Raw genomic sequence first — 26,234 nt, 5'->3', positions numbered from 1 at the left:
GATGTTTAGATAGTCGCATGAGCAAACACTGAGCCATCGTCCTTTAAAAAGCCGATGGCTTGTTTTATTTGAGCTAAGCGATCGTTTTCCGCCCAATAAGCCACATACACATTACGTGAAATCGCATTCGCGCCACTAACAAGATGTAATTCACCGCAGCGCAAAGCATGCTGTACTAGGTGCTCAGGCAAAAATGCACAGCCGCCATTATTTAAAATAAAATCTAAAGCAATACTCGCCGAACTGGTGTGGAGTGTAGGCACCGGCAATGAAGCATACTCCTGCGCATGGACAATATTAAACGCCGTTCCCCAATCTACTTTCACATACTGTCCTGCCACAACGGCATCGACGCTTTGATCGTTAATACTCGACACTAACAGCAGATTAATTTGTCCCAGTTGCTGTAATTCAAATTGTTCTAGTTTTGGGGGATCAAATGAAATCGCGATATCAAGAGTACGATCCATTAATTGGCGCGTCATCGCATTGGTCGGTAAGACTTCTGTGCGCAGTGCAACGCCAGGCAACCCCACATGCAATCCTTGTAAATAACCCTGCAGATAGGCGTCCCAAATATTCGGCCCTGCGCCAATAGCAAGCTGAGTCGATTGTAACTGACTCAAGGAAACATCTTGTTTAGCCCGCTCCCACGCCGTCAGTACCGCCTCAGCGTGGCCGAGCATACGCTCGCCCGCTGGCGTAGGTTGAATATTATTGCGTTGACGCTCGAATAACGCGACACCCAAGATACTTTCAAGTTGCTTAACCCGAAAACTCACCGCACTGCGAGTTAAATAAAGGTTTTCTGCCGCTTTACCAAAATGGCGAGTACGGGAGACTTCAAGAAAGGTTTTTAGTAAATCAGTATCCATAAAAATTCTTGACCAACATAGACAAATTTTTTTGATTTATAAATCAATAATACTAGCCAATACTCCAGTTGCAAATCTTTGTGTATCAAAAACCAGAAGGTAACTGCCATGTCTGAACAGACTTTTCTAAGCGCTAACAAGGGTTCTGAGACGTTTAACGGCTCAGCTACTGTAAGTTTTAACTCTCAAAAACGTTTTTACGATGATGCTAATTTCCCCAAAGGCTTTAAACGCAGCGGTGATTTCACCAATAAAGAAGCTGAACTTCTTGAATTGCATGGGCATGCGATGAAGAATTTAGCCGAAGGTAAAACCTTACCTTGTACCACTGAAGAAGCCCAGTTTATCGAAGTAGCGAAAGGAAATATCGCTCCCAGTAGCTTGTTAGAACAGATCTGGGTAAAGTATCGCAGGCTCGCCATGGGGAAGCCCTTTTATGCCGTGGTTGGTACAGTGCATTTGCCTGCAACCAAGCCCGAAATAGAACTCGAAGCCGAAGCTGTATTTGATATTGAAGATGATGTTCAGGATGAACCTGAACCTGAGGATAAAGAATGATAATTAAGGTTTGCTACTAAATGCGTGGTTGGATTTTATATAAAGAAACCGCGACTCAGCTAAAACCTGAATGGTATGAAATTGATCGTTTACTGGCGGCAGCCAAAGCTGACAACATAGAGTTGACAGTTTACGCACCAGATGAATTTGATTTAACTGTCACCAGAGAAGATAACAAGAGTATTTTATTGAATGGGCAAGCTGTCGAGCTGCCTGATTTTATTATTCCGCGCATGGGCTCAGGCACGACTTACTTTGCTTTAGCCATTATTCGCCACTTAGAGCGATTAGGCGTGTATTGCCTCAATCCCTCTAAAGCTATTGAAATTGTTAAAGACAAACTATTCTCCCAGCAGTTGTTGGCCGAGAAAAATTTACCTACGCCTAAAACAATGCTGGTTAAATTCCCTGTCGACATTAATCTGGTGGAACGTCATCTGGGTTTTCCTGTGGTGATTAAAACACTTTCTGGCTCACAGGGCAGCGGCGTATTTTTATCCCACAAAGCACGAGAATTCGATGATTTAATGCAATTAATTGAAGCGACCAACAAAAACGCTAACATTATTTTGCAAGAGTTTATTGCTAATAGTCATGGCCGCGATCTACGGGTATTTACTATTGGTGGTCGTGTTGCGGGTTGCTACGAAAGGCGCGGTCAAGAAGATAGCTTTAAAGCTAACGTGAGTGCGGGTGGCTCGGCGCGTCCATTTCAGATCACCCCTGAAATTGAATGGTTAGCCACACAAACAGCTAATATTCTCGATCTTGATGTTGCGGGTATCGATTTATTATTCGATAACGGCCATTATAAAATCTGTGAAGCGAATTCATCCCCAGGATTTGAAGGTTTAGAGTCTTGTTTGAATGTGGACATAGCTGCGCAAATTCTACACTTTATTCGTATCCGCTTAGGTATGTTTAATAAAGATGAGCCAAGTAGTCCTAAAGTAGTGGCTGATGGTGTAGCGCCGACAGTATCAAGTTCGTCGTTATCGACGTCAGCCGCGAAAGAAAAACACTAAAAATAGGATCGTATCTAGCGGGATCACGCCGCTAGATATTATAAGTTCAATCACTGCCCTGCACTTATTCATCTTCTATTCCATATCCATAAATGTCACTGACTCAAAGATTACCGCTATTATGACAATTATTTTCCGCGGATATGATGCCCTGCCTTAAACCTCAATCAACAGATGCGACCTCTCACTCAATTTTCCTACAAATGAATAAAATTACCCTAGCCTTTGCTTTGAATCACAAATTAGCGCACTTTTTAAAACATTTTATTCACATATGGAAATTTGCTGTTAAACTGCTTTTGTCGATTTTTATCGTACACTTAGTTGGTAGCACAAAAATCTAATTTTATCGTTAAACATAATAAAAATAATGCTGGAGTCACTTCTTAATATGTCGATCCGCTTGTTACCCCTCATCATAGCATCACTCGTGAGCACTCAAGTGCAAGCCGATGATTTTACTATTGAGTTTGGTGGTTTCTATTCGCAATCAGATACTAATATGGAAGTTACAAACGCTATTTCAGGTAATAATTTCATCTTAGATTATGAATCTGACTTACAATTAGCCGAAAATGAGTTTTTACCTTTCATCGAGCTAAATTATCACTTTAACGAACGTCACAATATCTACCTAGACTGGAAGCAACTCCATAGAAACGCCGAAACCCAAGCATTATCTAAGCCCTTTCTGATCGAAATTAATGACAATATTTACGATATTAAAGCCGGAGGTAGACTGAGCTCGACTTTAAATATCGATGTGCTGCGATTAGGGTATGGCTATGATGTGTTTCAAAGTAGCAACTATGATGTAGGCCTTTCGGTTGGACTACATACCATGTTTATCAAAATGGGATTTGAAGGGGTCATCGGAGTTTGTGCCTCATCAGAATTAGTAAATAATGTCTGTAGTAGCCAAGCTATTCCGCGCATCGTTGACGAAAGTGTCACCGCACCTCTGCCCGATGTTGGTATCTATGGAAATTATGAGTTTATCCCCGGTTGGCAATTTACCGGCCATGCACAATATTTTTATATAAAACTCAATGATGTAAAAGGTGATCTCGTTGATATTAAACTCGGTGTTGATGCACAAATCACTCCGAATTGGCGTATGAATGTGGCCTATAATTACTACGAAGTTGACGTTGATATCGCTCAAAACTCACCCGCGAAATATGCTCAGGTTGCTAATTATAATATCTATTACAGCTTTACCGGCCCTATGCTTTCAGTCAGCTATACCTTTTAATTCATGAATATTCTTCTTTGTGTATTATTAAATATCTAAAACGGCATAACAGAATGACGTCTACTCGACGCCATTCTACTTAAACACGTTTCAACTATTTACGACCCTCTAGCTCACGTTTGGCTTTAAAGTCTGAAGACTCCAGCCAGTGGGGCCAATCAGTGCCATTAGCTAACGTGGTGAGCATACTGGCGATTAAATCAAGATCTTGACTCACGCCTTCTAATGACCAACTAGGATCATAGTCATCCGCGGCTTGGTGATATTTATGGGCGATATAATCGGGGTCGGTATCTCCAAGGCTCATAAATAACAGTCCTGGGACACCTTGCTGGGCCAGTGCAAAGTGATCGGATCTAAACATTAACCCATTCTGCGGTCTTGGATCGGCTTTTACCGAGCGGCCTTGTGCCTTAGCGGCTTTATCTAAGTATTGTTCTAACTCAGACACTCCCTCTCCATAACGCAAGATGTAATTCACGCCTTGATTCATATTCATGCCATCGATATTTAAAAAGGCGACAATATTTTTTGTTGGCACACTGGGGTGCTGAGCAAAATGCTGCGCGCCAATCAGACCGGTTTCCTCTGCTGTGAAAGCACTAAAAAGAATAGAACGTTCTAATGGTGCAGCACGCGCTTGCTGCTTAAAGTATCGAGCCAATGCCAGAACACCCGCCACACCGCTGGCATTATCGACCGCACCATTTAAAACCTCAGGTTTTCCGTTTTCAATCACAGTGCCCAGATGATCCCAGTGGGCATGCATCATGACAACCTCATCAGGGCGAGTTTTACCCGGTAATAATGCTGCAACGTTATGGGACTGTGCGCGCTCAATCTTATTGTTTAATGTAAGTTGTGCGGTGAGCTTAAGCGGTATTGCCTTAAAGGCTGGTTTTGCTGCTTGCTGTTTTAAAATATCAAAATCTAACCCTGCTTTAGCAAAGATTTTTTGCACAGTTTCGTGCTGAACCCAGCCCATAATACCCACTTGTCCTTGATTATTATTGGCATCAACCAGTGTAAACTTAGCCCCCGTATTAGAGTTTTGCACCACACCCCAGCCATAGGCTGCCGGAGCTGTTTCGTGCACAATAAACACAGCCTCTGCACCTTGTCGCGCGGCTTCTTCATACTTATAAGTCCAGCGGCCGTAATAGGTCATGGCATTGCCTTTGAATACCGCAGGGTCTTGAGTCGCAAAGCCAGGGTCGTTAACGAGCACGATAACGGTTTTGCCTTTTACATCTACCCCTTGATAATCATTCCAGCCATATTCTGGTGCATTAATACCATAGCCAACAAACACCATATCGCTATTATTTAAGCTGACTTTTTCGGAGACTCTTTGGGTTCTGGCAGTAAACTCGCTGCCATTGGTAAACTTAAGTCCACCGATATCAAGCTGCATGTGTTGATCTGCGCTAATTTGCGCTAAAGGAACCGCTTGTAAGTAACTGTCGCCAAATCCGGGTTTGAGACCCATTTCTTTAAATGCTTTAACTAAATAGTCTAAAGTTAAGGTCTCACCTTCAGATAAGGGCGCGCGTCCACCAAAGGCATCGCTTGCTAGCGTTTTAACATCGGTTCGGTATTGCGCGAGATCGAGGCCTTGTACAAATGTCGTTACTGCAAAGGCCGGAAATGAGATAGTGGCCATCAGGCTCGTGGCTAAGATGATATTTTTCACAACTTTCTCCTAAGTTATTATCATTATTTGATTTTAAGGATAGACTTTACCATATCATCTTTATTTTATGATGGCAGTCTTAACGCAACAGCGCTCACACCCTCATCGAAGGGATATTCTTGTAGTGAGCCTTAAATAGATAGCAAAATAATAAAATAGCGAAATTACAATATCCGTGTATTTTCATTGAGTAAGGTAACAATATGTCGTTAGAGTTATTACAAATTGCGGCGCTAAATCTCAAAAAAGCAGTGCCTCTGATGCTCAAACATAAAATTCCGACCACACCGGTTAACTATGCACTTTGGTACACTTATGTTGGAGAGCAAAATCCCGAGTTAAATCAACAACTCGACACTGTGATTTCCCAGTACAATACCTGCCCTCCCGTCAGTAGTGAACTCTTATACCGCCAATATGTTGCTGATCCTGTCGAACTTGATGTAAGAGAAATGCGTCAGAGTCTAGATGCTATGGTGACTGAGTTATCCCAATCGCTCAAAGACACTAATCTGGATGCGAATGACTTCCAATCGCGTATTAATAGTAATTTTGAGAAACTAAACCGTATTGAAGATGAAGGCTACAGTGTCGAACAAGTACTCGATTTAGTTCGCAGTTTAGTGAAAGAGTCTGACAATATTCGTTCGAGCACTGAGTTCTTTACCGGACAATTACAAAAAGCTCAAACCGAAATCGATGCCCTAAAGAAAAAACTCGAACAAACTGAAAAAGATGTCCTCTACGATGCCTTAACGGGCTGCTTTAATCGCCGCGCTTTCGACATCGATTTTGCTGGTATGTTGGCCCAAGCCCCATTAGGCACCTGCGTGATTTTAGCCGATATTGACCATTTCAAAGTATTTAACGATACCTATGGCCACCAGCTAGGCGATCAAGTATTACGCGCCGTGGCTAAACGTTTGCAGGAATCTTGTCGTGATGGCGTGAAACTGTATCGCTTTGGCGGTGAAGAGTTTGCGATTATTGTTCCTAAAAGTCAGTTACGTGTCGCCAGACAACTAGCCGAAGGCATGCGCCGTGGACTTGAAAAACTCAGTTTGAAAGACAGACGCAAAGATGAGCGTATTAATAATATTAGTGCTTCATTTGGCGTTGCCCAATGGCAGGATAAACAAACGGGCATGCAGTTGATTGAAGCGGCAGATAAATTGCTTTATGACGCAAAGCGCTTAGGCCGAAATCGAGTATTACCAATCAGTAACTGACCGCTACCCTAACCTCAACCAAGTAGCTCAGGTTTAGGCTAGGGCTTAGGGTTTACCTTTAATATTAATGCCTAAAGTGGGACACCTTTACGGCGCGTCCTTGCAACCCATTACCAATTACTGCGGATACATCCGCATTGCGCGTTTGCATCAACTCATCATCGACCAGTATGGCTTGCACTACAAACCGCAATTCGGCGCCGCCTTGAAGTGCATCAAAGGGGTAACAGGTGATCAAGGTTAAACGATTATCATCGGATGGCGCCATAAATTGGGTTTCAGTTTCATGCACAACTTGAGTGGCAACCACTTCATAAACAATGTTATTTCCCTTTAGCGTTTGCAATGATAAGCGGCGACCGACCGCCATACCATTGAGTATCGCAAAATGTGTATCCCTGTGGCCGGCAATCACAGTGTTACCCGTTTGTCCTGCTGGCGCACTGGATAACACTAGACTTGGGCCAAAGGCTAGATTTCGCCCAGAAGCCCCCGCTAGGACATATAAACTGTCATTCAACTCGGTCTCAATATCACTGTTAGCCGCCACTTGTTCGCGGTAAATCGACAGCTTTGCTACTGGGTAGGTATCCGCCCATGACCAAGGCTTATGAGATTGTCCATCCGCTAATGTTTTAGTCCATGCCTGTTCAATCAAATACTGGGCAAAGTGTGCTTTAGCCTGCATATAGAGTCCCTTTCCTAATAATGTTGCGCCAATTAAACATAATCCCACCACTAAAAATCGCTGCGTTCTCGCTTTGCTCATCGCTCGTAACTCATTGTTCACAAGCCAATGTCATTAAGGCGGCCTTGTCTTCTTGTCTTTGCCGCTGAATCGATCTTACGAGCATTAAGGCTAGTAGCAACGTAAGTGCACCAAGCAGTATATCCAAACGGCTTGAAGTGGCGGTTTGCGGTAATACACCAAACGGTTGCCACCCTAATGGCAAGTGTTGACGCACCACAGCATCACGGCTGGTCGCAGTTGCATCGATTGGCGTTAAATCCACTGCCACTAAACTGGTGTAGGCGCTGACTAAGTGATAGTTCATCGATAACGCTGTGACTTGCTGTTTGACCTTGTCATCATTGGCGCCATTTTTACTGAGCTCCAATGCAGAGATTTGTTTACGGGCCCAGAACAAATCTAATCCCGCGCTTTGATGGGTAATAAGTCCTGCGGCGTTATCCTGCAATGATAATGACTGTTGCCAATTTTTATGGCCTTGACGTCCTGAAATCACCAACTCCTGCGGCTCACGGGCACCGCGTTTAAGGCTAACGAGCACAGGCTCCCCTCGGTACAAATCAGCAATCGGTGACGGCCAATAATCGGGAACACTGCCATCATCAAACCGTACTTGAATATCGGTTAACACAGGGTATTGAATTTTGCTCAGCAAGGCGCTGATTTTCTCATCGACCTCATCCACGTTACCAATATAAGTAAAAGTGCCACGGCCAAGCTCCGCCGCCCTTTGCATAAAATGTGAATTGGGCGCCGAACCTATACCAACAGTAAATAAGCGACTCTCACCAATTTGGTAGCGAATTAAGTCAAACAAGGCTTGTTCATTACCCACCGAACCATCTGTCATAAAAATCACTTGGCGTAGAGGCTGCGATGATTCTGTCGCTTCATTAGCCATTGATTTGGGTAATGCAGCATCCAGTGCCAATGCCATTTCTGTGCCACCATCGGCTTGTAAACGGCTCACAAACTGACGGGCGCGGGACAAATTAGACGAGGTCGCAGCGAGTGGTGTTGCTGATAGCTGAGATAATTCTGAGTTAAATTCGATAATGTTAAAGCGGTCTTCCGGTTTAAGTCCATTTAATGCGTACAACAGTGCATTTTTAGCTTGCACGATAGAATCCCCCGCCATCGAGCCCGAGGTATCAATCACTAGAATTAATTCACGGGGCAAACTCAGCTGGTTACTTTTTTCAACCCTAGGCGGTAGCACCATCAATAGGCTGTAGTTGTCTTTGTTTACCTCCTTGTCTTTGCTTGCCTCAAACGTATTTTGAGACACGGTATCGCTATCGGATTGGTGAGTTTTACCTTGTTGATTAAACACCCAAGCCATGGGGCTTGTGCCTTGCTTTACCCGCCACTGCAACACAAAATCACGGTTAGCGGGCACGCTTTTAACTAGCGACACATCAACAGCACCGCTATGGGTTTGATTAAGGTTGATGTCGTGATAAGGGCTATTAATTGACGTTTCATCGACGCCCTTTGCCAGTAGCACTTGAATATTTGCATTAAGTACAGGATCGCGCCTACTGGCCGCATCTCGCACTGGCGCAATAATGCGGTCGGCATCAAATACCTGCGAGCTAGTTACTCGGCTCGATTGGCTTCTCTGTGCTGTAGGATCATTTGAATCGCCACCACTTGCGTCAGAGGTTAAGCCCGGAATATAACGAGGCGCGACCACCAGCGGAAAACGTAGGCTAAACACACCATCCTCATATTTAATGGTCTCCTGATAGCTAATCTCCACTATCAGTTCCTCTTGAGGTGCTAGATTTGCCACTTCAGTGGTGAACATATTCGGCCGCTCTTGGCTAACTAAACTGGCTCGTTTACCCTCCGATTTTGCCTGCTCAAAAATCTGCTTGGCCTCAGCCTTAGGATGAATTTGCCCTTCAATAACTCGTTGGCCTATATGTAATCGCAGCGAATCTACCGCGGCTTCATTCGGCAGCGGAAACAAATATTGCCCATTCAATACAAACTCAGTGTTATTACGAAAAACTTGTTTCACGCTGACGCGGTTACTTAATCCAGAGACTTGCATTACCACTTGGGTATCAAGTGGTAAGGATGGCGCCCAAGCACCGCTCTGCTGACGGTAAAGCAACATACCTTGGGTAATATCATCAAAATTAATGGCTTGTGACTCTATCGTTTTTTGTTCTACCTGAGCCGAGGCCATATTCTGTAGCTCAGGCAGTGTGTCAATACTATTAGGCGAAGCCAATGCCACGAAGGGCAAACACCAACATATTGCAGCACTAATCAACAGTATCGCGATAGCTTCACTGACTTCTTTTACCCTTTTCCCTGTGGCCATCACAAAGACTTCCTTCTATTAACAAATATAAACTGAGGTTGGCGGCTGTTTAACCTAAGCCATGTAAGAATAACGGCGTAATATGCGCCGCTATTGGGCTGTGCGCTGTACCATTAAGGTCGTATCGGGCTGCAGCGTTAGCGTTACGCGGCGATCGAACACATCTGATTCTTTATCTTGCAGCGCTTGCAATGGCGATAACGCCCCAAAGGCTTGGGTGGTCATACGCTGTGCAGCAACACCTTGCTGAATAAAGTAACCTTGTACTTCCAATAAACGCTGTTCAGAAAGCGCTTGGTTATCACTCTTGTCACCTCGGCGGTCGGCATACCCCTTAAGCTCTAAGTTAAGCTCAGGCGATAGATTCATTATCTCGGCCACATCTTCTAATTGGGGTAAAAAGTGCGCTTCAACCTCAGAAGAACCCGTGCGAAACTGCACGTTAAGCCCTAATGCTAATTCACTGAGTAATTGACGCTGCGCTGACAACAGTTCATTGAGCTCTTGCTGCACCATGGCATATTCGTTTGCCTGTTTTTCAGTTTTCTGCTGCTTTGCACTCAACGCTGATAACTCGGCCTGTTGCAGGCTTATCTGTGTTTGCTGAATTTGCAACGTATCAGTATCGCCAACGGATTTGCCAATCAAGGTACCAGCAAGAGCGCCAATAATGGCGCCCACAGGACCGCCAACCAATACGCCAACTAATGCCCCACCACCTAGGCCGATTAAGGTTTCAGCTTCGTCATCTTCATTGGTATATTCATCGTCCATGGCCATATCGTTAACATTGACATCATGCTCTAGGGTTTTATCTTGCCCAAGCGCTTGGTTTTTCAATGAAACCCGTGCCGAAACACTTGCCACGGGCGCGCTTAATAGACTTAACACCAACAGATTAATTAGGGTCTTTTTCATCATCCATTCCTTTTTGATTATTCTCGATGTTGCACTCATCCCTGAAATATCAAATTTAAAACCACATCAGGTCAAAACAGGTGCAAAACTAATGAGGCTATTAAACACAAGTGGAATGGCATGAGCAGGGATAGAAAATGGCAATGCAACTATCAATTGTGGCAACAATATGGCAATTGTATTTGTGGTCTTTTTTCTCGGGTAAAATCCTGTATAGTCACGAAAACTTAAGTCCCAAAGGCAATAGGAATATGGCTCTATGAAGCGTATCGCTATAGTGGAAGATGAAGCGGCCATTCGTGAAAACTACAAGGACGTGCTGCAACAACACGGTTATAGCGTGCAAACCTATGCCGACAGACCCTCGGCCATGTTAGCCTTTAACACCCGTTTACCGGATTTAGCCATTATTGACATCGGTTTAGGCAATGAGATTGATGGCGGTTTTATGCTATGTCAGTCACTGCGTGCGATGTCGAGCACAGTGCCCATCATCTTTTTGACCGCCCGTGACAGTGACTTTGATACTGTGTGTGGTCTGCGTTTAGGCGCCGATGATTACTTGAGTAAAGAAGTGAGTTTCCCTCATTTAACCGCTCGTTTAGCCGCCTTATTTCGCCGCTCTGAGCTCGCAGCAAGCCAAACACCACAGGAATATCTGCTTGAGCGTGGGCCACTGACGATTGATGCCAACCGCATGCAGGTCTACTGGAACCAATTGCCAATTGAGCTCACGGTTACCGAGTTTTGGATGGTACATGCGTTAGCCAAACATCCTGGCCATGTACGTAGCCGCCATGAATTAATGCAAGAAGCTAAAATCTTTGTCGATGACAGCACTATCACCTCCCATGTGAAACGCATTCGCAAAAAATTTATTGCTAATGCGCCCGAGTTTGACTGTATCGATACTGTCTATGGTATGGGTTATCGCTGGGACAGCTTAGCCTAGACTCGTTTGCCATAGACTAAGCCCTCGGGCATAACGCCACATACTATTTAGACCATTGATATAATGGATAAAGATAGACAGATAACCTTTGATTCTATAAATGCTGATACCTAAATGATGATACGTTTCCCCTTTGGCCTTCGCACTAAAGTCATCGGCCTTAGTCTGTTCTTACTCTGCCTACCTTGGTTGGGGTATCAATATGTGTGGGAAATGGAGAAGTATCTACGCTACGGCCAAGAACGCACCTTAGAGGGCACAACTCAAGCACTGGCTACTGCGCTGCACGAGCGGCCCAAATTATTTGATGGACAGGCGAGCTTTTTAAAACAAGTTGAGAAAAGCCGTGATTTGTATGCTTATCCATTAGCAGGGGCGATTCTACTTGATGGTAAACTTAACGAATGGCAGGAATATCAGCACCGATTTCTACAATACGGTGAGGCACATCAAATCATGCGTGCCAATCCAAACACGCCGCTCACCTTAAGTTTTACTCACATGGTTGGCCAGTACGATGGCTATCTATATGCTTTTTTTCAAGTCATTGACCCAAGCGTCGTTTTCCGTGGGAAAAATGCCTTAAGTGTCGATAGAAACGATCACCTCTCGATTGCGACCCTGTCACCGGACAATAAATTCAAACGTTATATTATTGCCACCACGCAACCGGGTTGGATCAGTGCTTTTGAATTACCCGCTAACCCCAAACAAACGGTGCCCGTCACCCCCGAGGTGCGCATTCAAGGACAATGGGCAACTACCGATGTAGGTTATAATGTTGAGCTGCGTATCCCCTTAAACATGGTCGGCAGTAAGCTCGGATTTGCCATTGCCGATGTGAACGACAGTAAATACCGCGATATGGTTGCGGTTGTCGGTACCTCTGCTTTAGATACGGTCGATAATCTCGGTACTGTATTGGTACCATCACCTGAAATTGAAAGCATAATCAAAGGCATGAGCCACAACAGCTCACGTATTTGGGTAGTCGATAAACACGGCCGCGTATTGGCTAAATCTGGCGACATTCGTGCTAATGACAGTGTGTGGACCCGCACTTTAGAAGATGAAAAAAGCACAACCTTGTGGGAAACCTTCAAACGCGATTACCTGCATCCACTGTATTATAAAATCCTCACAAAACCGCCCAAAGATTTTATCGATTCCTTGCAAGACTCCACCGAACTTGACGGTAGTCATATCCAAAAGGCGCTCGCGGGTCAGCAAGGTTCAACTTGGCGTTTAACCCCAGACAATAAAGCCGTCGTACTCACTGCCGCCAGTCCAATTTGGATTGATAACAATGTGATGGGCGCCGTTGTCGCCGAAGAAACCACCCACGGCATCCGCTCACTACGTAACCGTGCGCTAGAAAAACTGTTTAACGTGATTTTAACCATTATGAGCATGGGCACTTTAGCGCTATTTTTCTTCGCTTCGAGTATTTCAAACCGTATCCGCAAACTGCGCGATGAAGCTGAAAATGCCATCGACAGCCAAGGTCGAGTGCGTAATAACCTCAAGCCATCTAAGGCGCGGGATGAAATTGGCGATCTATCACGCAGCTTTTCCAGCATCGTTGGACGTTTAGGGCAATACACCCACTATTTAGAAAATATGTCATCACGCTTGTCACATGAGCTACGCACACCCGTAGCCGTTGTGCGCTCATCCCTTGAGCATTTAAACCTACAGACCTTAGATAACGACACCCAAAAATATGTCGACCGTGCCCAAGAAGGCGTCAGTCGTTTAAGCATGATTTTAAATAATATGAGCGAAGCGACGCGCTTAGAGCAGAGTTTAATTCAGGCTGACATTACTAAATTTCCGCTCTCCCAAGTCGTTAGTGGTTGTATGCAAGGTTATCAAATGACCTATCCAGAACAGCGCTTTAGTGTAAAAGTGCCCGAACAGCCGCTAATGATGCAAGGCGTGCCGGAATACATAGCGCAGTTGATGGACAAGCTTATCGCCAACGCGATTGAGTTTTGCCATCAGGACAGTGCCATCGAAGTCACGCTCACCCAAGTCGGCAAGCAAGCAACATTGCTGATCAGTAATTTAGGACCTGAACTTCCAGTTGATATGTCGGAGCAGATTTTTGATTCCATGGTGTCGGTACGGATAAATCAAGTCCAAGACAAACCCCATCTTGGTTTAGGGCTGTATATCGCCCGACTGGTTGCTGAGTTTCACCAGGGACAAATCCTCGCCCGTAACCGAAGTGAACATAATGGTGTAGATATTCTTGTGACACTGCCCCTAAGCTAAAAATGGCAGTGCATGGAGTAAACTTCCATGCCAACACTGATAAGCGGGTGTTGTGTTTAATTAGGTAAGATAGATTTTCATCTTAAAATCACACTCGATAGAAGCGATAACATGAGTCAAACTCATCATTGCGCCAACTGTCATTTTTGCGCGCAAATGCTAAGATGACCGCCATAACAACAGATTACACTCTCTGATCGCTGTTCTTTGAACAGTCGTTTTTCTGTGAACGTAAGTATTTTCTAAGCGTAAGTGTTTTTCAAAACTTGCCTAAATGATTCGTTTAACCTACATGCCAAGGTAATTCTCCAATGACAGATCAACATCATCAAGCCACTCAAATTGTCAGCTTAGGTCGAGATAAAAAATGGACCAAGGGCGTGATTAATCCGCCCGTCTTTCGCGCTTCGACTATTGTGTTTGAAACGATGGAAGAGATGCGCCACGCTGCTAAAAACAAAACTAATGGCGAGATGTTTTATGGCCGCCGCGGTACCCCAACCCATTTTTCGTTTCAAGCGGCGATTGCCGAATTAGAAGGCGGCGTAGGCACAGCGCTTTATCCTTCAGGCGCGGCGGCGATAAGCGCAGCATTGCTATCATTTTTAAAAACGGGCGATCATCTATTAATGGTCGATAGCGTGTATGAGCCAACGCGAGATTTGTGTACGCATATTCTCGGCGGTTTTGGTATTGAAACGACCTATTACAATCCGCTCATTGGCGCTGGCATTGGCGATCTTATCCGCCCCAATACTAAGGTACTATTTTTAGAGTCTCCCGGTTCTATCACTATGGAAGTGCAAGATGTGCCAACCTTATGCCGCATCGCCCACGAACATGGGCTGATTACTATGCTAGACAACACGTGGGCCTCACCCATCAATAGTAAGCCCTTTGAAATGGGCGTGGATATTTCTATTCAAGCGGCCACCAAATATATCGTTGGTCACTCGGATGTGATGTTAGGCACCGCCACCGCCAATGAAAAATACTGGCAGCAACTGCGTGAACACAGTTATTTAATGGGGCAAACCACCTCACCAGACGATGTGTATCTAGCTGCCCGCGGTTTGCGTACCTTAGGTGTGCGTATGGCGCAACATGAAAAAAATGCACTGCAAGTCGCTAATTGGTTGAAAACTCGCCCAGAAGTTGATCATCTACGACATCCCGCCTTTGACACCTGTCCTGGCCACGAGTTTTTTAAACGCGACTTTAGTGCCTCAAACGGCTTGTTCTCTTTTGTATTAAAACAAGGCGATGCCGATGCGGTTACCGCACTGGTTGAAAATATGCATCACTTTAAAATGGGTTTCTCTTGGGGCGGCTACGAGAGTTTAATCCTCGGTATTTTCGGCATTGATAAAATCCGTTCAGCAACAAAGTGGGATGCAAGCAAACCATTAATCCGTGTGCATATTGGCTTAGAGGATCCGGCAGATTTAATTGCCGATCTCAGTGCAGGCTTTGAACGCTTTAACGCGGTACTGGCGGCTAAAGCTAAGTAGCGAAGCGGTTTAGTAGCAAGTGCTCGCGTATAAAAACAAAGGGGCGGAATCAATATTCCGCCCCTTTGTTTATTTCTGTTTACTGCAAATATTTAGGCTAATAAAAAAGCTACCTATTCAATGAGCCTCGATTAATTCGCTTTACCCACGTTTAACGCAGGATCGATCCACGCCGCCGAGCCATAGAGCGGCACGGTTGAGAGTGCATGCTTATGACTGCCATTAGTCTCTTTAGTCGAATAGGACAAATACAACAGCGTCTGGTTTTGCGCATCATAAATCCGGCGCACTTTTAATGACTTAAACAAAATACTCAGGGATTCAGTAAAAATCACTTCGCCGTGTTTGCCCATATCTATCTTAGCGAGATCGGCTGCATGGATTGGCCCTGTTTGTCGGCAACTAATACTCATATCTGAGGGATCGGCAAAATCTAAATTGGCCTCAATACGACTAATATGACAAGTTACGCCTGGGATTTTAGGATCTTGTTTCGCATCAATAATTACATCTTTGGTGGTAAAAAGCCCTAGGCTCACCTTCCCCACATCGTCACCGCAGCCAGCGAGTAATAAACCTACCGTTACCGCAAACGCACACTTAAGTCGTGTTCTCATACATACATCCTTTTACGTTAGTGCTGCTTATATATAAGTGCTTATATGTTAGTGCTTAGCAAATAGCTTTTGTGCCCAGCGGGTTAGCCCCGCCGTCACTGAGCCAAAATGATCGCCAACCACGACCGGAGTATCAGGATAAATACCGGTAATTTTAGCGTAAATAGCTGGGCTTCGCGCCGTACCACCCGTCACGTAAATGACATCGGGTTTACATTCTTGTTCAATATTTACAGTAGCTATATCCTGTGGCAACGCATTGGTAGCCGCCACATTTTTTGCCGCCAAGGTGTGTGCCGCTTGCGCGAGCGCTTGGTGCATTAAGGCTTCCACTTTTGTTAGCGAAGACTCAATGGCATTATCAAACAAGTCGCGACTCACACCCGCATGCAGCGTCACTTCAATAAAATCAAGATTAATATCGGTCTTTTCAGCATCTGACAGCGCAATTTTGGCACGCTCTGCTTGGCGAACTAACTGATAGCTTAACTGCTGCTGTTGCACTTTTAACAGTCGGCTCAATAGCTGCGGCTGCTCGGCTTCTTTAATCAATTCATCAATTAGTTTACGACTACTTAACGTATTGAACTCTCGCTGGGCGCTAATATCGTTGACCGCCACAGCATTCCAAAATGCTTTACTGGGCATAGGTTTGCCATTAGTCATTAACGAACCTAAACCAAAATGCGGCATAAAAGCATCCATTGCAAGGGCGATATCAAGATCATTACCACCGATACGCTGGCCGCTATGGCCGAGAAAATCTTCACTGCGATCCGCTTTATGTTTGTGAGCTGGCCCCATTTTGACCACTGAGCAGTCGGTTGTACCACCGCCCACGTCAACAACCAACACAGTTTTGTTGTCGGTCAAGGTCGCTTCATAATCCATTCCTGCCGCTAACGGCTCGAACAAAAAATCAACGCCGATAAAACCCGCACGTTTTGCCGCTAAGGTGAGAATGGTTTCTGCCTGACGGTTACTCTCTTCGCCGCCTATACCTTGAAAGTTCACTGGGCGACCAATCACTGCATGGGTAATCATCGCCTCAGCGCCTGGTTGAACAAGACCCTTTTCGACCAATACCGATTCGGCGCGCACTTTAATATGCATCATCATCAGGGTAACAATATCTTCAAACAGGGCAACTTGTTCGGGTCTTAAGCCCGTTGCCCCTAAAAAAGATTTTGGCGAACGGACATAAAACCCTTCCTCCGGCATGTCTAAATAGGCGCTTACCGCTTGCTCACCAACAAAAACGGCTTGGGTATTTGCATCGAGATCTAATTCATGGCGCACCATACGGGCGCGACTGATTTGAGCGGCACGTTTGTTAGCGTAATCGGCCTTAAACTCAGCAGGAAGACTGCGATAAACCGCTTCGGCGATGAGATCTCTGTCCATCGCATACAAGGTCGAAGGTAAATAAGCTGATTGCTCTGATAAAGCCAATAACTGCACAACATCATTTTGCATAATCCCTACGGCGCAGTTAGCACTTCCATAATCAAATCCAACAAACATACCTTTACTCCCGCGATAAAAAAGCCGAGCACAATAGCATAGTTTGCAATAATGCCCAAGGAGTTAACATGGGCGGTTAGCCACTTAACAACATCAAGTTTCACCTAACAAAAGCTAGGGACGGCGTTAATACCACAGCAAATTTAATCACCTAAAGCTGATTGCACAAACACGGATGAATGTTATTGTATATTGCGCCATGACGCTTGCTTAAAGGAGCTGTGCAGTGCCCCCCAATACCGATAAACTTTCGATTGATAAAGAACTCTCTTGGCTATCTTTTAACGAGCGAGTGTTGCAAGAAGCCTGCGATCATAATGTGCCGTTAGTGGAACGAGTGCGCTTTTTAGGCATATTTTCCAATAATATGGATGAATTTTTCAGGGTGCGTGTGGCTTCGGTTAGGCGCTCAATGCTGCTTTCATCCCTACAGGAAGGTCGTAGTAATAGCCGCCATTTAATGGCTAAAATTCAATCTAAAGTGATGGCGCTGCAAGAAAGGTTTGACGGCATATACACGGACTTAATGCGCGAGCTTGTACGGCGTAATATTCTATTAATCAATGAAAAACAGCTAAGCGAGTTTCACAGCAACTGGCTAAAAAAGCATTTTAGAGACCATTTTAAACGTCATATTGCCCCGCTTATTGTCAATAATAACCGTGATTTAGTTAAACAAATCAACGATGATGCCACCTATCTGTGTGTCTGCTTATTTACTAAAGCGCGCCGCCAATACGCTCTAGTCGAAGTGCCCACTAAAAATGTGCCGCGCTTTATCGAGTTACCTACTGAAAAGAGTAAGACAAAAAAGTATTTAATCTTACTCGACAATATTATTCGCCATTGTGTAGATGAACTCTTCGGCCCCTTCTTCGAGTACGATGCCATTGAAGTGTATTCAATGAAATTAACCCGTGATGCAGATTTTGATATCACCGATGAGCTAGAGCAAACCCAGCTCGAAAAAATGACCCGAGGCCTTAAAAAACGTCTCACCGCCGAGCCTGTACGGTTAGTCTATGACAAAGAAATGCCCGAACATATGTTGGTGATGCTCAAAGACAATTTGAATATCAGCTCAACCGAATGCTTGATCCCCGGTGGGCGCTACCACAGCTTTAAAGACTTTATCGCCTTCCCCAACCCAAGCCGCGATTATCTCGAAAATGAAAAGCTACCCGCACTTAATAGTGCAGGTTTTGGCCGCAGTGCTAACAGTTTCGATGCCATTCGGATGGGCGATATTATGCTTAACTATCCGTATCATAAGTTTTCGCACTTTACCGAAATGGTACGCCAAGCGGCATACGATCCTGCGGTACGTTTTATTCGCATTAGCTTATACCGAGTGGCAAAAAAATCCCATGTAGTGCAATCGCTTGTCGATGCAGTGAGAAACGGTAAGCAGGTTACGGCGGTTATCGAGCTCAGGGCTAGGTTTGATGAGCAATCTAATATTGAGTGGACACGCATCTTGGCCGAAGCGGGCGTAAAGGTTCACCACGGGATTACCAGTTTGAAGGTGCATTCTAAGTTGTGTTTAATTGGCCGCGAAGAACAAGGAGAAATTAAACTCTATTGTCACGTCGGCTCAGGCAACTTTAACGAAGGCACGGCGCGAGTATATACCGACTTGTCGCTATTTACCGCCAATCAAGAAATTGCCCGAGAGGTTGAACAAGTATTTGATCTCATTGAGCATCCATATCGCCGTGATAACTTCCAGCATTTAATTGTATCGCCCTACGATGCCAGACAAAAACTCAGTAGTTTGATTGATAATGAAATCGTTAATGCTCAAAACCATATCAAAGCAGCGATTACCTTAAAATTAAATAACTTACTCGATGAGTCATTAGTGCAAAAACTGTATGAAGCATCGGCGGCTGGCGTCAAAATCAAGCTACTGATTCGCGGTATGTGCTCGCTCATTCCTCAAATTCCGGGGATCAGCGATAATATCGAAATTTACAGTATTGTAGACCGATTCCTTGAGCATTCCCGCGTGATGTTATTCCATGCTGGCGGCGAAAATAAACTCTTTCTCTGCTCCGCAGACTGGATGAGCCGCAATATTGATAATCGTGTTGAAGTGAGTGTCCCTATTTATGATCTGCACTTAAAACAGATGGTTATGGATATTTTATCACTACAATTCAATGACAACACTAAGGCTCGCATCATCAATAAGGAGCAAAGTAATCCTTATCGTAATCGCGGTAACAAGCGAAAAGTACGCTCTCAAATTGCCATTTATCAGTATTTGATTAATTATGAAAAGCGTCAACAGCAAGAATTTAATGCCATACAACTGCAAGCCCATGAAGAGAATGCTCAGCAAGATGACCCTGCTGCGCCCGATATAAATCAAGCGTTACAGGCCAACGTTGGCTAAATGCTGACTTTATTTCACTGCCATTGCTTAAGGATAATCTGATTGGGCGCTACTCATTCGCAAACACAGTCACCAGTTAACATGTTGACACAATCAGCCTCGAACCATTTTGTCGCCATTGATATGGGGTCAAACAGTTTTCATCTCATTATTGCCCGCGAGCAAGATGGCAATTTGCAAATTTTGCACAAAGAAAAACAACAGGTTCAGCTCGCAACGGGGCTTGATGCACACAATGTGCTTGACGATGCAGCCATTGAACGTGGCCTCAACTGCCTACGGGATTTTAATCAAAGATTTTCTAATCTCGACCAAGCCCAAGTACGCTTAGTCGCGACCCACACCCTGAGAATTGCCAAAAATCGCGAACAATTTATCCAAGCGGCGCTCGCTATTATGCCCTATCCGGTAGAAGTGATTTCGGGCCATGAAGAAGCGCGCTTAATTTATAATGGCATTGCCCAAAGCCAAGTGCTTGGAAAAAGCAATTTAGTCATAGACATAGGCGGCGGCTCTACCGAGGTTGTGATCGGTCATAAAAATACCCCAACACAATTATCGAGCCTGCGCTGCGGCTGCGTGAGTTTTAATGAACGGTTTTTTACCGATGGCCGTATTACCTCAGCTTCGTTTCGTGATGCACAAAGCGCGGCCGATAAACAGTTTGCCTCACTCTCAAAGGAATATTTTGCCGGCGGCTGGGAGCTCACCTTAGGCAGCTCAGGTACCGTCAAAGCCATCTGCGAAGCGATTCAAGAAGAACACGGCGATGAAACCATCACACTGTCACGGCTAAAAAAACTCAAGGTCAAGTTGATAAAATGTGGCCATATTAACCAGATAAAATTTGCCCATGTTGATGATAAACGCACGCCTTTAGTGCCCGCAGGCCTAGCTATTTTAATCAGCTTTTTTAGGCGCTTACCGATACATAAACTGGAATTTAGCCCAGGTGCACTACGTGAAGGCGTACTTTATGAACTGGCAAAAATTGGTCAGTATCAAGATATTCGCCACCGCACCGTTGATAGTATTGCCCAGCTTTATCATATCGATATGGCCCACGCCGCTAAGGTGCGCGATACCGCTATGGCGCTGTTTGAGCAGGTGGCCCATGAATGGCAATTAAGGCCGCACGCGCGCCTACTCGCCTACAGCGCAACCTTACATGAAATTGGGCTACACATTAATTCAAAGTCTTTGCACAAACACGGTGGTTATATCATCAGTAACAGTGACTTACCTGGGTTTAGTGAAGCATTACAATTAGATTTAGCACGGCTTATCAGCAACCATAGAAAAAAGCCCCGCGCATTGATGCTCACTGAGCTTGAGCCCAGCCATAAACTCACATTAAATCGACTACTGTGTTTACTACGACTCGCAGTATTGCTCAATCTTGGTCGTATCGCCAAAACGCTGACCTTAGATCATATTAAGGTCATTCCTGATGGACTCATGCTAGTGCTACCAAGCCATAAGCGAAAAATTAACCTATTTATGAAAGATTTACAGCGTGAACAAAAGCAAATGCTCACCCTTGGGATGAACCTACGTTTAGTGTCGAGCTTAAGTTAGCCTTAGAGGGAATTCTAACTTGCATAACAGATTTAAGCGGCATAACAGCGTGCTAAAGTAATGAGTCGCAACAGATTAAAGTTAAAAGAATTTTTACCTCCCACTAAAGCATAAATTCCTGCTCGCGCGTTTGCCGCTGAGTAGGGATTTCTGCTATGATCCACGGCTGACTGATAGAATTCCACGAATTTAAAGATAATCGGAGTCAAACCCTTTTTATCTTGTGATATCAGAACCATCGCCTTGCAGGTATAAGCATGATTAACCACTTTAGTGTGCTTGGCATAAAACCCAGTGCCAAAGAAGACGACATTAAAAAAGCCTATCGACGGCTGTCAAACAAATATCATCCCGACAAGTTGTTAGGCGCCTCTGAAGAGGAAAAGCAGCAAGCTGCCATACAACTTGAACGCGTTAAAAATGCTTATGATGTGTTGTCAGATCCTAAGCGACGAAATGCGTTTATCAAAGATTTCAATAACGTAATAGTGACCGATCCCGCCAGCGCCATGCGCGAGCTGTGGGACCAATTTTATCCTTGAGCGTTTTCTAGAGTAGTGCCAAATGGTTAAAAAACTGAATATCTCACGCATTAATGAGCTAAAAAATAATGCCTACGACAATATCGAATCCTACGACGATCCTGATACACCTAAAGCGCTAGAGCAATTTACTAGCCAAATCAAAAAGGTGTTAGAAGCCGATCCTAAGATACTCGATACTGTGCCTGAGTACCTGCCCGTCGCACTTTACGGTCGAATTAAGTTTCCCGCTGAAGCCAAACTCAAGTGGGCACAGTGGATAAACACGGCAACTCAACCCGAATGGGATGAATTTAAAGTCACTATTGGCTTTAACAATGCCGATTTACCTCTGGTGTTGGCCGTACGCGGTTACTCTGAAACTTTATTGATAGAAAGCTGCGCAGTATTGTATTTACTTGAAACTCAAGGTAAAGCCACACCAGCAGCAAAACATCACGACGACGATGAAGATGATGACAACGACTATGTTGGCACGTCCGATAACGACGATGATGATGAAGGCGAAGAAGAAGATGGCTACTTCGATCACTACGATGATGAGGACCGCTAATGAACACTAGTCTCATTGAGATTACCGTCGCTGAAATTAAGCAGTTAGCGGACGTAGAGCCAAAACAAGCGAGCAAACGCTTTGAAATCATCGCCAATACCATGAGCGACGCGCAATTAGTCGAAGTGATCGAACACATGGATATCGTCACGCTGACACAAATCAACAGTCACCATGATATCTCCTGCCCTTCGATCATGTCTGAACTCATGACGCCAGAACAAATTCGCGACATCGTCTGTCAGCAGCCTTTGTACTGGGAAGAAAAAATCAAAAATAATGCCGAAGAACTGATTCAGCATACCTTTGATTTTTTGACCTATTTAATTCGTATCCAAGATAGCGAAGAAAAACAAACTGCCATTTTAGAATGTATCGCCGACGATCCTGCGGGCCTTTTCTACTTATCGATCCCGTTCATCGAAATGATGTTAGGCGAGAAGCATGAAGACGAAGACGGCTACACCGATCTCTATGATGACGAAGAAGACACTGAAACCATCGGCTACGACAGTCGCGTAGCCAGTGAAGATGCACACAGCCTCAGCATAGACGACCCACGCAGCCTAATGGCTTTGATCCATGAACTTGCGCCCGATGTTGAAAAAGCCATTAAGAGTCTGCTGCGTAACGAAAGCTCAGGTTGGGAAATGATCATCAGCAAGTTTGTCAACGAGCTGGTTATTCAAGCCAAAGAGAAAAACCAAGTGACGGATGAATACGCTGAAGTCGATGATATGTTTAGCTTTTTGGATTAAGGAATTATTTGATGCAATTGGTACTGCGTGATGTAGATCAAGGGCCCTACCTGAGCAAGGTATTAGCCCAAGGCCAAGCAGACGACACGCTGAGCGGTGAACAGCTGTCACAAATCAAATCCAAAGCTATTTTGATGAGCCTCAAACTGGCCGATAAATTTTACAACAAATACAAAATGCACCTGCTCGAACAAGCAGCGCACGATGTGATTGGCGTAGTCAGTCTTGGCTTGCTGGAGTTATCCAGCCAAAATCCGCAGCAAGCAATACGTTTATTGCTCAACGCCGATGGCGTAGTCAAATGCTTTCAAAAAGGCTGGAGCATGCTCAGCACTGTCAGCAAGCATAAACTCGTCAACGGCAAGTCACTGTACGGTGATGTTGACAAGTTCTTGCTTGAACAAGTGTCTAGCCCGCCAGATGCAGAAGAATGGTTAGGCTATGAAGCCTATCAAGATGCCCTGCTTGAGCATCAGCGCCAACAGTCAATTGGAGCTTTATTCGCGCAATTTTACGCGCAATCGAGCTATGACCCGCTAGATTTTCTCAATCTAGAGAGTGTATTAGCCGAAGCGGTACTGTATCGATTGTTGTTTGATGGCGCCAAAGTCAGACAGGATTTAAAAAAGCGTATCGGTAAAATCACCTTAAAAGAGGAGTGGTTTACCCGTGAGCATATCGAATTGGAAACCCAGAAAGCGTTAGCAGAATTACCCGCAGAACTCGCTGAAACCATCAGTAAAGATCTCGGCAAAAACTTTGTCCCCGCCCTACTGCGTACCCTGCACTTTGCGAAAAGCTACCGCGAACTCTTACTCAGCGACGCTTCACCCGAACGCTTAGAAAGATTCGAACACAATGAAGGTCTCGTCGGCCTCCTCGGCTGGCCACTCTACATCGTACTTTGATCGGTACTTTAATCAGCAGTCTGTTCAGTAGGTTAACGAGTGCTTGAGTCGCTTAAAATGAGTGCTTTATTGAAAAATAAAGCACTTTTTTATTGCCTTTTGTTTCTATATCCAATCCCAACAATCAGTATTTAGGTCTCAGCTTTGAGTGGTTTTAGCGTAGAGCTTGATAACGCTTTGGGAACAGATAGGTGTTGGAAAAATCTTCTGAATGACCTATCACTTTGATGTTGTAAGCTTATCGTTTGCTGATATCCACTCATAAAGGCTTGCCATGTCATTCACTCATCGACACGGTGAATAGAAACCTAGGTTTTTTGAGCTTATGAACGAGAGCCATTGCTCACCTTTCGTGCATTCGCGTAATCTGTAGATTTAAAGACATACGCAACACACTTTGGGACAAAAGCGTGCTGCGTTTTTCGTGGAATCGTCTTCATTTCGGATAAATAAACATAATCCTCAGCGCTGAATCCTGAGCAGTGATGAGCCTATGGGTGTAACGCTTGGCTTGAGGCTTTTCCTTTACACCATTTGCCACTGTTATGCTGCTTTTTAAACTCGCACATGCTATCCCATCGACCACTTATGCCACTGTATTGACGACGAAATTCTTTGGCTGACGTGAGCCACGCATCGGGCGCAATGCCTAATTCATTGAGCAGTTTGGGCCGCTGATTATCAATAAAGCCTTTTTTATCAAGGCGAATGGCGCGGCTCGTCCAATCAATCAGCTCGAGATAATCGGCAAAATGAAACGGAATGCTCGCTTGCGCATTCTGGTGTAGTGCACCATCAAACTGGACCAACGATTTGCGGAGAATATGAGCTTGATTGGTTGCTGAGTCAGTTTGTGGCGTTGAGATAGCTAATGGGCGATTGGGTGAATCTAGCGAGTTAATTCGCTCCTGAATCGATGTAAAATCAGAGGATTGCAAAGAATCGGCAATGCCTGCTCTGATTGGATTTAAATCCACATACATCATACAGGCCAGTAGTGCTTGCTCATCTAACAGCGCTTGCGACTTAAAACGCCCCTCCCAAAAGGCGCCCTTGCACTCATCTTCACGATTAGCCTTACGGGCAATTTCTTCGTTTAAACAGCGCATAAACCAGGAGATACTGCTTAATCGCTCATGCCATTCGGTAATTAAGCCATCGAGCAACATGCGTTCAGCGTCGATTAATGCATCACCATTCATATACTTAGTAGCAATTGCATGACCTTTAGTAATTTGGCACCAACGACTGATAATGTCTTTTTGCGTTAGCGATTTAGCCTTGTCGACATCAATTTTAAGCACTAAATGATAGTGATTACTCATCACCGCATAGGCACAAATATCGATACAAAATATCGACGACAAGGCTTTGATTTTATCGACAATCCAGCCACGTCGATGCTCGTAACTGCGACCAGTGAGCTTATCTTCACCACATAAAAAAGCCCTTCTGACACAACGATTTATAACATGGTAGAAAGGTGTCGCATTAGCATCAATTAACAGTCTTCTGGCCGAAGTCATAGCAAACTCCACACAGACAAAATCAGGATAATTTAAAGCCTAGTCAAAGAAGCTAAAAAACACAAAAAGATATGGCTGTCCTAATATTTCTTAGGCACAAATATCGATACAAAATATCGCGGACAAGGCTATGATTTTATCCACAATCCAGCCGCGTCGATGCTCGTAACTACGCCCCGAGAGCTTATCCTCACCACACAAAAACGCCCTTCTGACACAGCGATTTATCACATGATAGAAGGGCGTTGCATTAGCATCAATTAGCTGTCTTCTGGCCGAAGTCATTGCAAACTCCACACAGACAAAATCAGGATAATTTAAAGCCTAGTCAAAGAAGCTAAAAAACACAAAAAGATATGGCTGCTGAGATGGTCACCTCGGCCTCGGCATCGCAATGTGCCATGATTTAGGTGCACAAAATCTGACTCGAGGTGACCGATATGAACTATAA

General features: G+C 44.6%; 21 protein-coding genes. 13 read left to right on the top strand and 8 right to left on the bottom strand.

Going from position 1 to position 26,234, the window contains the following annotated elements; all coding sequences use genetic code 11:
* Positions 1-5: 5 nt before the first annotated feature.
* Positions 6-875 carry an HTH-type transcriptional regulator HdfR gene (hdfR, locus tag L2717_RS11255; protein ID WP_107882679.1) on the bottom strand — a complete coding sequence of 290 codons (870 nt, stop codon included), beginning with the start codon at positions 873-875 and terminating at the stop codon, positions 6-8.
* Positions 876-983: 108 nt separating this feature from the next.
* Between hdfR and L2717_RS11250 the strand changes: the two genes are divergently transcribed.
* The 3 genes from L2717_RS11250 (at position 984) to L2717_RS11240 (ending at position 3,713) form a co-directional block, all read left to right on the top strand.
* Positions 984-1,433: a MaoP family protein gene (locus L2717_RS11250; protein ID WP_220775146.1), complete on the top strand. Its 450-nt coding sequence runs from the start codon at positions 984-986 to the stop codon at positions 1,431-1,433.
* A 20-nt stretch (positions 1,434-1,453) separates the two neighbouring features.
* Positions 1,454-2,458: an ATP-grasp domain-containing protein gene (locus L2717_RS11245; RefSeq protein ID WP_220775147.1), complete on the top strand. Its 1,005-nt coding sequence runs from the start codon at positions 1,454-1,456 to the stop codon at positions 2,456-2,458.
* A 391-nt stretch (positions 2,459-2,849) separates the two neighbouring features.
* Positions 2,850-3,713, top strand: coding sequence for a hypothetical protein (locus L2717_RS11240; protein ID WP_248938048.1), 864 nt, complete (start codon positions 2,850-2,852; stop codon positions 3,711-3,713).
* Positions 3,714-3,807: 94 nt separating this feature from the next.
* Here L2717_RS11240 and L2717_RS11235 read toward each other — a convergent pair whose 3' ends face one another.
* Positions 3,808-5,406, bottom strand: coding sequence for a M28 family metallopeptidase (locus L2717_RS11235; RefSeq protein ID WP_248938047.1), 1,599 nt, complete (start codon positions 5,404-5,406; stop codon positions 3,808-3,810).
* Between the two features lie 203 nt (positions 5,407-5,609).
* Here L2717_RS11235 and L2717_RS11230 point away from each other — a divergent pair, with 203 nt between their 5' ends.
* The gene (locus L2717_RS11230; RefSeq protein WP_220773753.1) at positions 5,610-6,635 is read left to right on the top strand and encodes a GGDEF domain-containing protein; all 1,026 of its coding nucleotides are present in this window, start codon (positions 5,610-5,612) and stop codon (positions 6,633-6,635) included.
* 64 nt (positions 6,636-6,699) lie between these two features.
* Here L2717_RS11230 and L2717_RS11225 read toward each other — a convergent pair whose 3' ends face one another.
* From L2717_RS11225 to pdsO, 3 genes are all read right to left on the bottom strand, one after another.
* Positions 6,700-7,404 carry a class GN sortase gene (locus tag L2717_RS11225; protein WP_220773752.1) on the bottom strand — a complete coding sequence of 235 codons (705 nt, stop codon included), beginning with the start codon at positions 7,402-7,404 and terminating at the stop codon, positions 6,700-6,702.
* 10 nt (positions 7,405-7,414) lie between these two features.
* Complete coding sequence (locus L2717_RS11220; protein ID WP_220773751.1) at positions 7,415-9,721, bottom strand: marine proteobacterial sortase target protein; 2,307 nt, start codon at positions 9,719-9,721, stop codon at positions 7,415-7,417.
* Between the two features lie 90 nt (positions 9,722-9,811).
* The gene (pdsO, locus tag L2717_RS11215; protein WP_220773750.1) at positions 9,812-10,642 is read right to left on the bottom strand and encodes a sortase-associated OmpA-like protein PdsO; all 831 of its coding nucleotides are present in this window, start codon (positions 10,640-10,642) and stop codon (positions 9,812-9,814) included.
* A gap of 256 nt (positions 10,643-10,898) precedes the next feature.
* Between pdsO and pdsR the strand changes: the two genes are divergently transcribed.
* The 3 genes from pdsR to L2717_RS11200 all read left to right on the top strand — a co-directional run bounded on the left by pdsR (position 10,899) and on the right by L2717_RS11200 (position 15,379).
* Positions 10,899-11,591 carry a proteobacterial dedicated sortase system response regulator gene (gene pdsR, locus L2717_RS11210; RefSeq protein ID WP_220773749.1) on the top strand — a complete coding sequence of 231 codons (693 nt, stop codon included), beginning with the start codon at positions 10,899-10,901 and terminating at the stop codon, positions 11,589-11,591.
* 117 nt (positions 11,592-11,708) lie between these two features.
* The gene (gene pdsS / locus L2717_RS11205) at positions 11,709-13,868 is read left to right on the top strand and encodes a proteobacterial dedicated sortase system histidine kinase (RefSeq protein WP_220773754.1); all 2,160 of its coding nucleotides are present in this window, start codon (positions 11,709-11,711) and stop codon (positions 13,866-13,868) included.
* Positions 13,869-14,179: 311 nt separating this feature from the next.
* Entirely contained in the window at positions 14,180-15,379 is a 1,200-nt protein-coding gene (locus tag L2717_RS11200) for a cystathionine beta-lyase (protein ID WP_220773748.1), read from the top strand.
* A 131-nt stretch (positions 15,380-15,510) separates the two neighbouring features.
* Here the strand turns inward: L2717_RS11200 and L2717_RS11195 are convergent, their stop codons facing one another.
* Together L2717_RS11195 and yegD are read right to left on the bottom strand one after the other, a co-directional pair.
* Positions 15,511-15,996 carry a CreA family protein gene (locus L2717_RS11195; protein WP_220773747.1) on the bottom strand — a complete coding sequence of 162 codons (486 nt, stop codon included), beginning with the start codon at positions 15,994-15,996 and terminating at the stop codon, positions 15,511-15,513.
* Between the two features lie 48 nt (positions 15,997-16,044).
* Complete coding sequence (gene yegD, locus L2717_RS11190; protein ID WP_220773746.1) at positions 16,045-17,520, bottom strand: molecular chaperone; 1,476 nt, start codon at positions 17,518-17,520, stop codon at positions 16,045-16,047.
* 226 nt (positions 17,521-17,746) lie between these two features.
* Between yegD and ppk1 the strand changes: the two genes are divergently transcribed.
* The 6 genes from ppk1 to atcC all read left to right on the top strand — a co-directional run bounded on the left by ppk1 (position 17,747) and on the right by atcC (position 24,257).
* Positions 17,747-19,918, top strand: a complete 2,172-nt coding sequence (gene ppk1, locus L2717_RS11185; RefSeq protein WP_246611765.1) for a polyphosphate kinase 1 — start codon at positions 17,747-17,749, stop codon at positions 19,916-19,918.
* Positions 19,919-19,960: 42 nt separating this feature from the next.
* Positions 19,961-21,496, top strand: coding sequence for an exopolyphosphatase (gene ppx / locus L2717_RS11180; RefSeq protein WP_373316154.1), 1,536 nt, complete (start codon positions 19,961-19,963; stop codon positions 21,494-21,496).
* Between the two features lie 257 nt (positions 21,497-21,753).
* Positions 21,754-22,038 carry a cold adaptation protein ActJcold adaptation protein ActJ gene (gene atcJ / locus L2717_RS11175; protein WP_076500256.1) on the top strand — a complete coding sequence of 95 codons (285 nt, stop codon included), beginning with the start codon at positions 21,754-21,756 and terminating at the stop codon, positions 22,036-22,038.
* Between the two features lie 22 nt (positions 22,039-22,060).
* Complete coding sequence (atcA, locus tag L2717_RS11170; protein ID WP_220773744.1) at positions 22,061-22,591, top strand: cold adaptation protein AtcA; 531 nt, start codon at positions 22,061-22,063, stop codon at positions 22,589-22,591.
* A complete protein-coding gene (gene atcB / locus L2717_RS11165) occupies positions 22,591-23,349 on the top strand; it encodes a cold adaptation protein AtcB (RefSeq protein ID WP_220732764.1) in 759 nt (252 codons plus the stop codon). The genes atcA and atcB overlap by 1 nt, the downstream gene beginning before the upstream one ends.
* 11 nt (positions 23,350-23,360) lie before the next feature.
* Complete coding sequence (gene atcC, locus L2717_RS11160) at positions 23,361-24,257, top strand: cold adaptation protein AtcC (RefSeq protein ID WP_220773743.1); 897 nt, start codon at positions 23,361-23,363, stop codon at positions 24,255-24,257.
* Between the two features lie 491 nt (positions 24,258-24,748).
* Here atcC and L2717_RS11155 read toward each other — a convergent pair whose 3' ends face one another.
* Positions 24,749-25,783: a transposase gene (locus tag L2717_RS11155; protein ID WP_220773742.1), complete on the bottom strand. Its 1,035-nt coding sequence runs from the start codon at positions 25,781-25,783 to the stop codon at positions 24,749-24,751.
* Between the last annotated feature and the right edge of the window lie 451 nt (positions 25,784-26,234).

Origin of the sequence: Shewanella glacialipiscicola, from assembly GCF_023283485.1 — a bacterium.
Lineage (GTDB): Bacteria > Pseudomonadota > Gammaproteobacteria > Enterobacterales > Shewanellaceae > Shewanella > Shewanella glacialipiscicola.
The sequence above is the reverse complement of the archived record's forward strand: the minus strand, read 5'-3'. Positions and strand labels throughout refer to the sequence as shown.

Excerpts from the sequence above, each read along its gene's own strand:
- hdfR (WP_107882679.1), bottom strand. The coding sequence starts at position 875 with ATGGATACTGATTTACTAAAAACCTTTCTTGAAGTCTCCCGTACTCGC.
- L2717_RS11250 (WP_220775146.1), top strand. The coding sequence starts at position 984 with ATGTCTGAACAGACTTTTCTAAGCGCTAACAAGGGTTCTGAGACGTTT.
- L2717_RS11245 (WP_220775147.1), top strand. The coding sequence starts at position 1,454 with ATGCGTGGTTGGATTTTATATAAAGAAACCGCGACTCAGCTAAAACCT.
- L2717_RS11240 (WP_248938048.1), top strand. The coding sequence starts at position 2,850 with ATGTCGATCCGCTTGTTACCCCTCATCATAGCATCACTCGTGAGCACT.
- L2717_RS11230 (WP_220773753.1), top strand. The coding sequence starts at position 5,610 with ATGTCGTTAGAGTTATTACAAATTGCGGCGCTAAATCTCAAAAAAGCA.
- L2717_RS11225 (WP_220773752.1), bottom strand. The coding sequence starts at position 7,404 with ATGAGCAAAGCGAGAACGCAGCGATTTTTAGTGGTGGGATTATGTTTA.
- L2717_RS11220 (WP_220773751.1), bottom strand. The coding sequence starts at position 9,721 with ATGGCCACAGGGAAAAGGGTAAAAGAAGTCAGTGAAGCTATCGCGATA.
- pdsO (WP_220773750.1), bottom strand. The coding sequence starts at position 10,642 with ATGATGAAAAAGACCCTAATTAATCTGTTGGTGTTAAGTCTATTAAGC.
- pdsR (WP_220773749.1), top strand. The coding sequence starts at position 10,899 with ATGAAGCGTATCGCTATAGTGGAAGATGAAGCGGCCATTCGTGAAAAC.
- pdsS (WP_220773754.1), top strand. The coding sequence starts at position 11,709 with ATGATACGTTTCCCCTTTGGCCTTCGCACTAAAGTCATCGGCCTTAGT.
- L2717_RS11200 (WP_220773748.1), top strand. The coding sequence starts at position 14,180 with ATGACAGATCAACATCATCAAGCCACTCAAATTGTCAGCTTAGGTCGA.
- L2717_RS11195 (WP_220773747.1), bottom strand. The coding sequence starts at position 15,996 with ATGAGAACACGACTTAAGTGTGCGTTTGCGGTAACGGTAGGTTTATTA.
- yegD (WP_220773746.1), bottom strand. The coding sequence starts at position 17,520 with ATGTTTGTTGGATTTGATTATGGAAGTGCTAACTGCGCCGTAGGGATT.
- atcJ (WP_076500256.1), top strand. The coding sequence starts at position 21,754 with ATGATTAACCACTTTAGTGTGCTTGGCATAAAACCCAGTGCCAAAGAA.
- atcA (WP_220773744.1), top strand. The coding sequence starts at position 22,061 with ATGGTTAAAAAACTGAATATCTCACGCATTAATGAGCTAAAAAATAAT.
- atcB (WP_220732764.1), top strand. The coding sequence starts at position 22,591 with ATGAACACTAGTCTCATTGAGATTACCGTCGCTGAAATTAAGCAGTTA.
- atcC (WP_220773743.1), top strand. The coding sequence starts at position 23,361 with ATGCAATTGGTACTGCGTGATGTAGATCAAGGGCCCTACCTGAGCAAG.
- L2717_RS11155 (WP_220773742.1), bottom strand. The coding sequence starts at position 25,783 with ATGACTTCGGCCAGAAGACTGTTAATTGATGCTAATGCGACACCTTTC.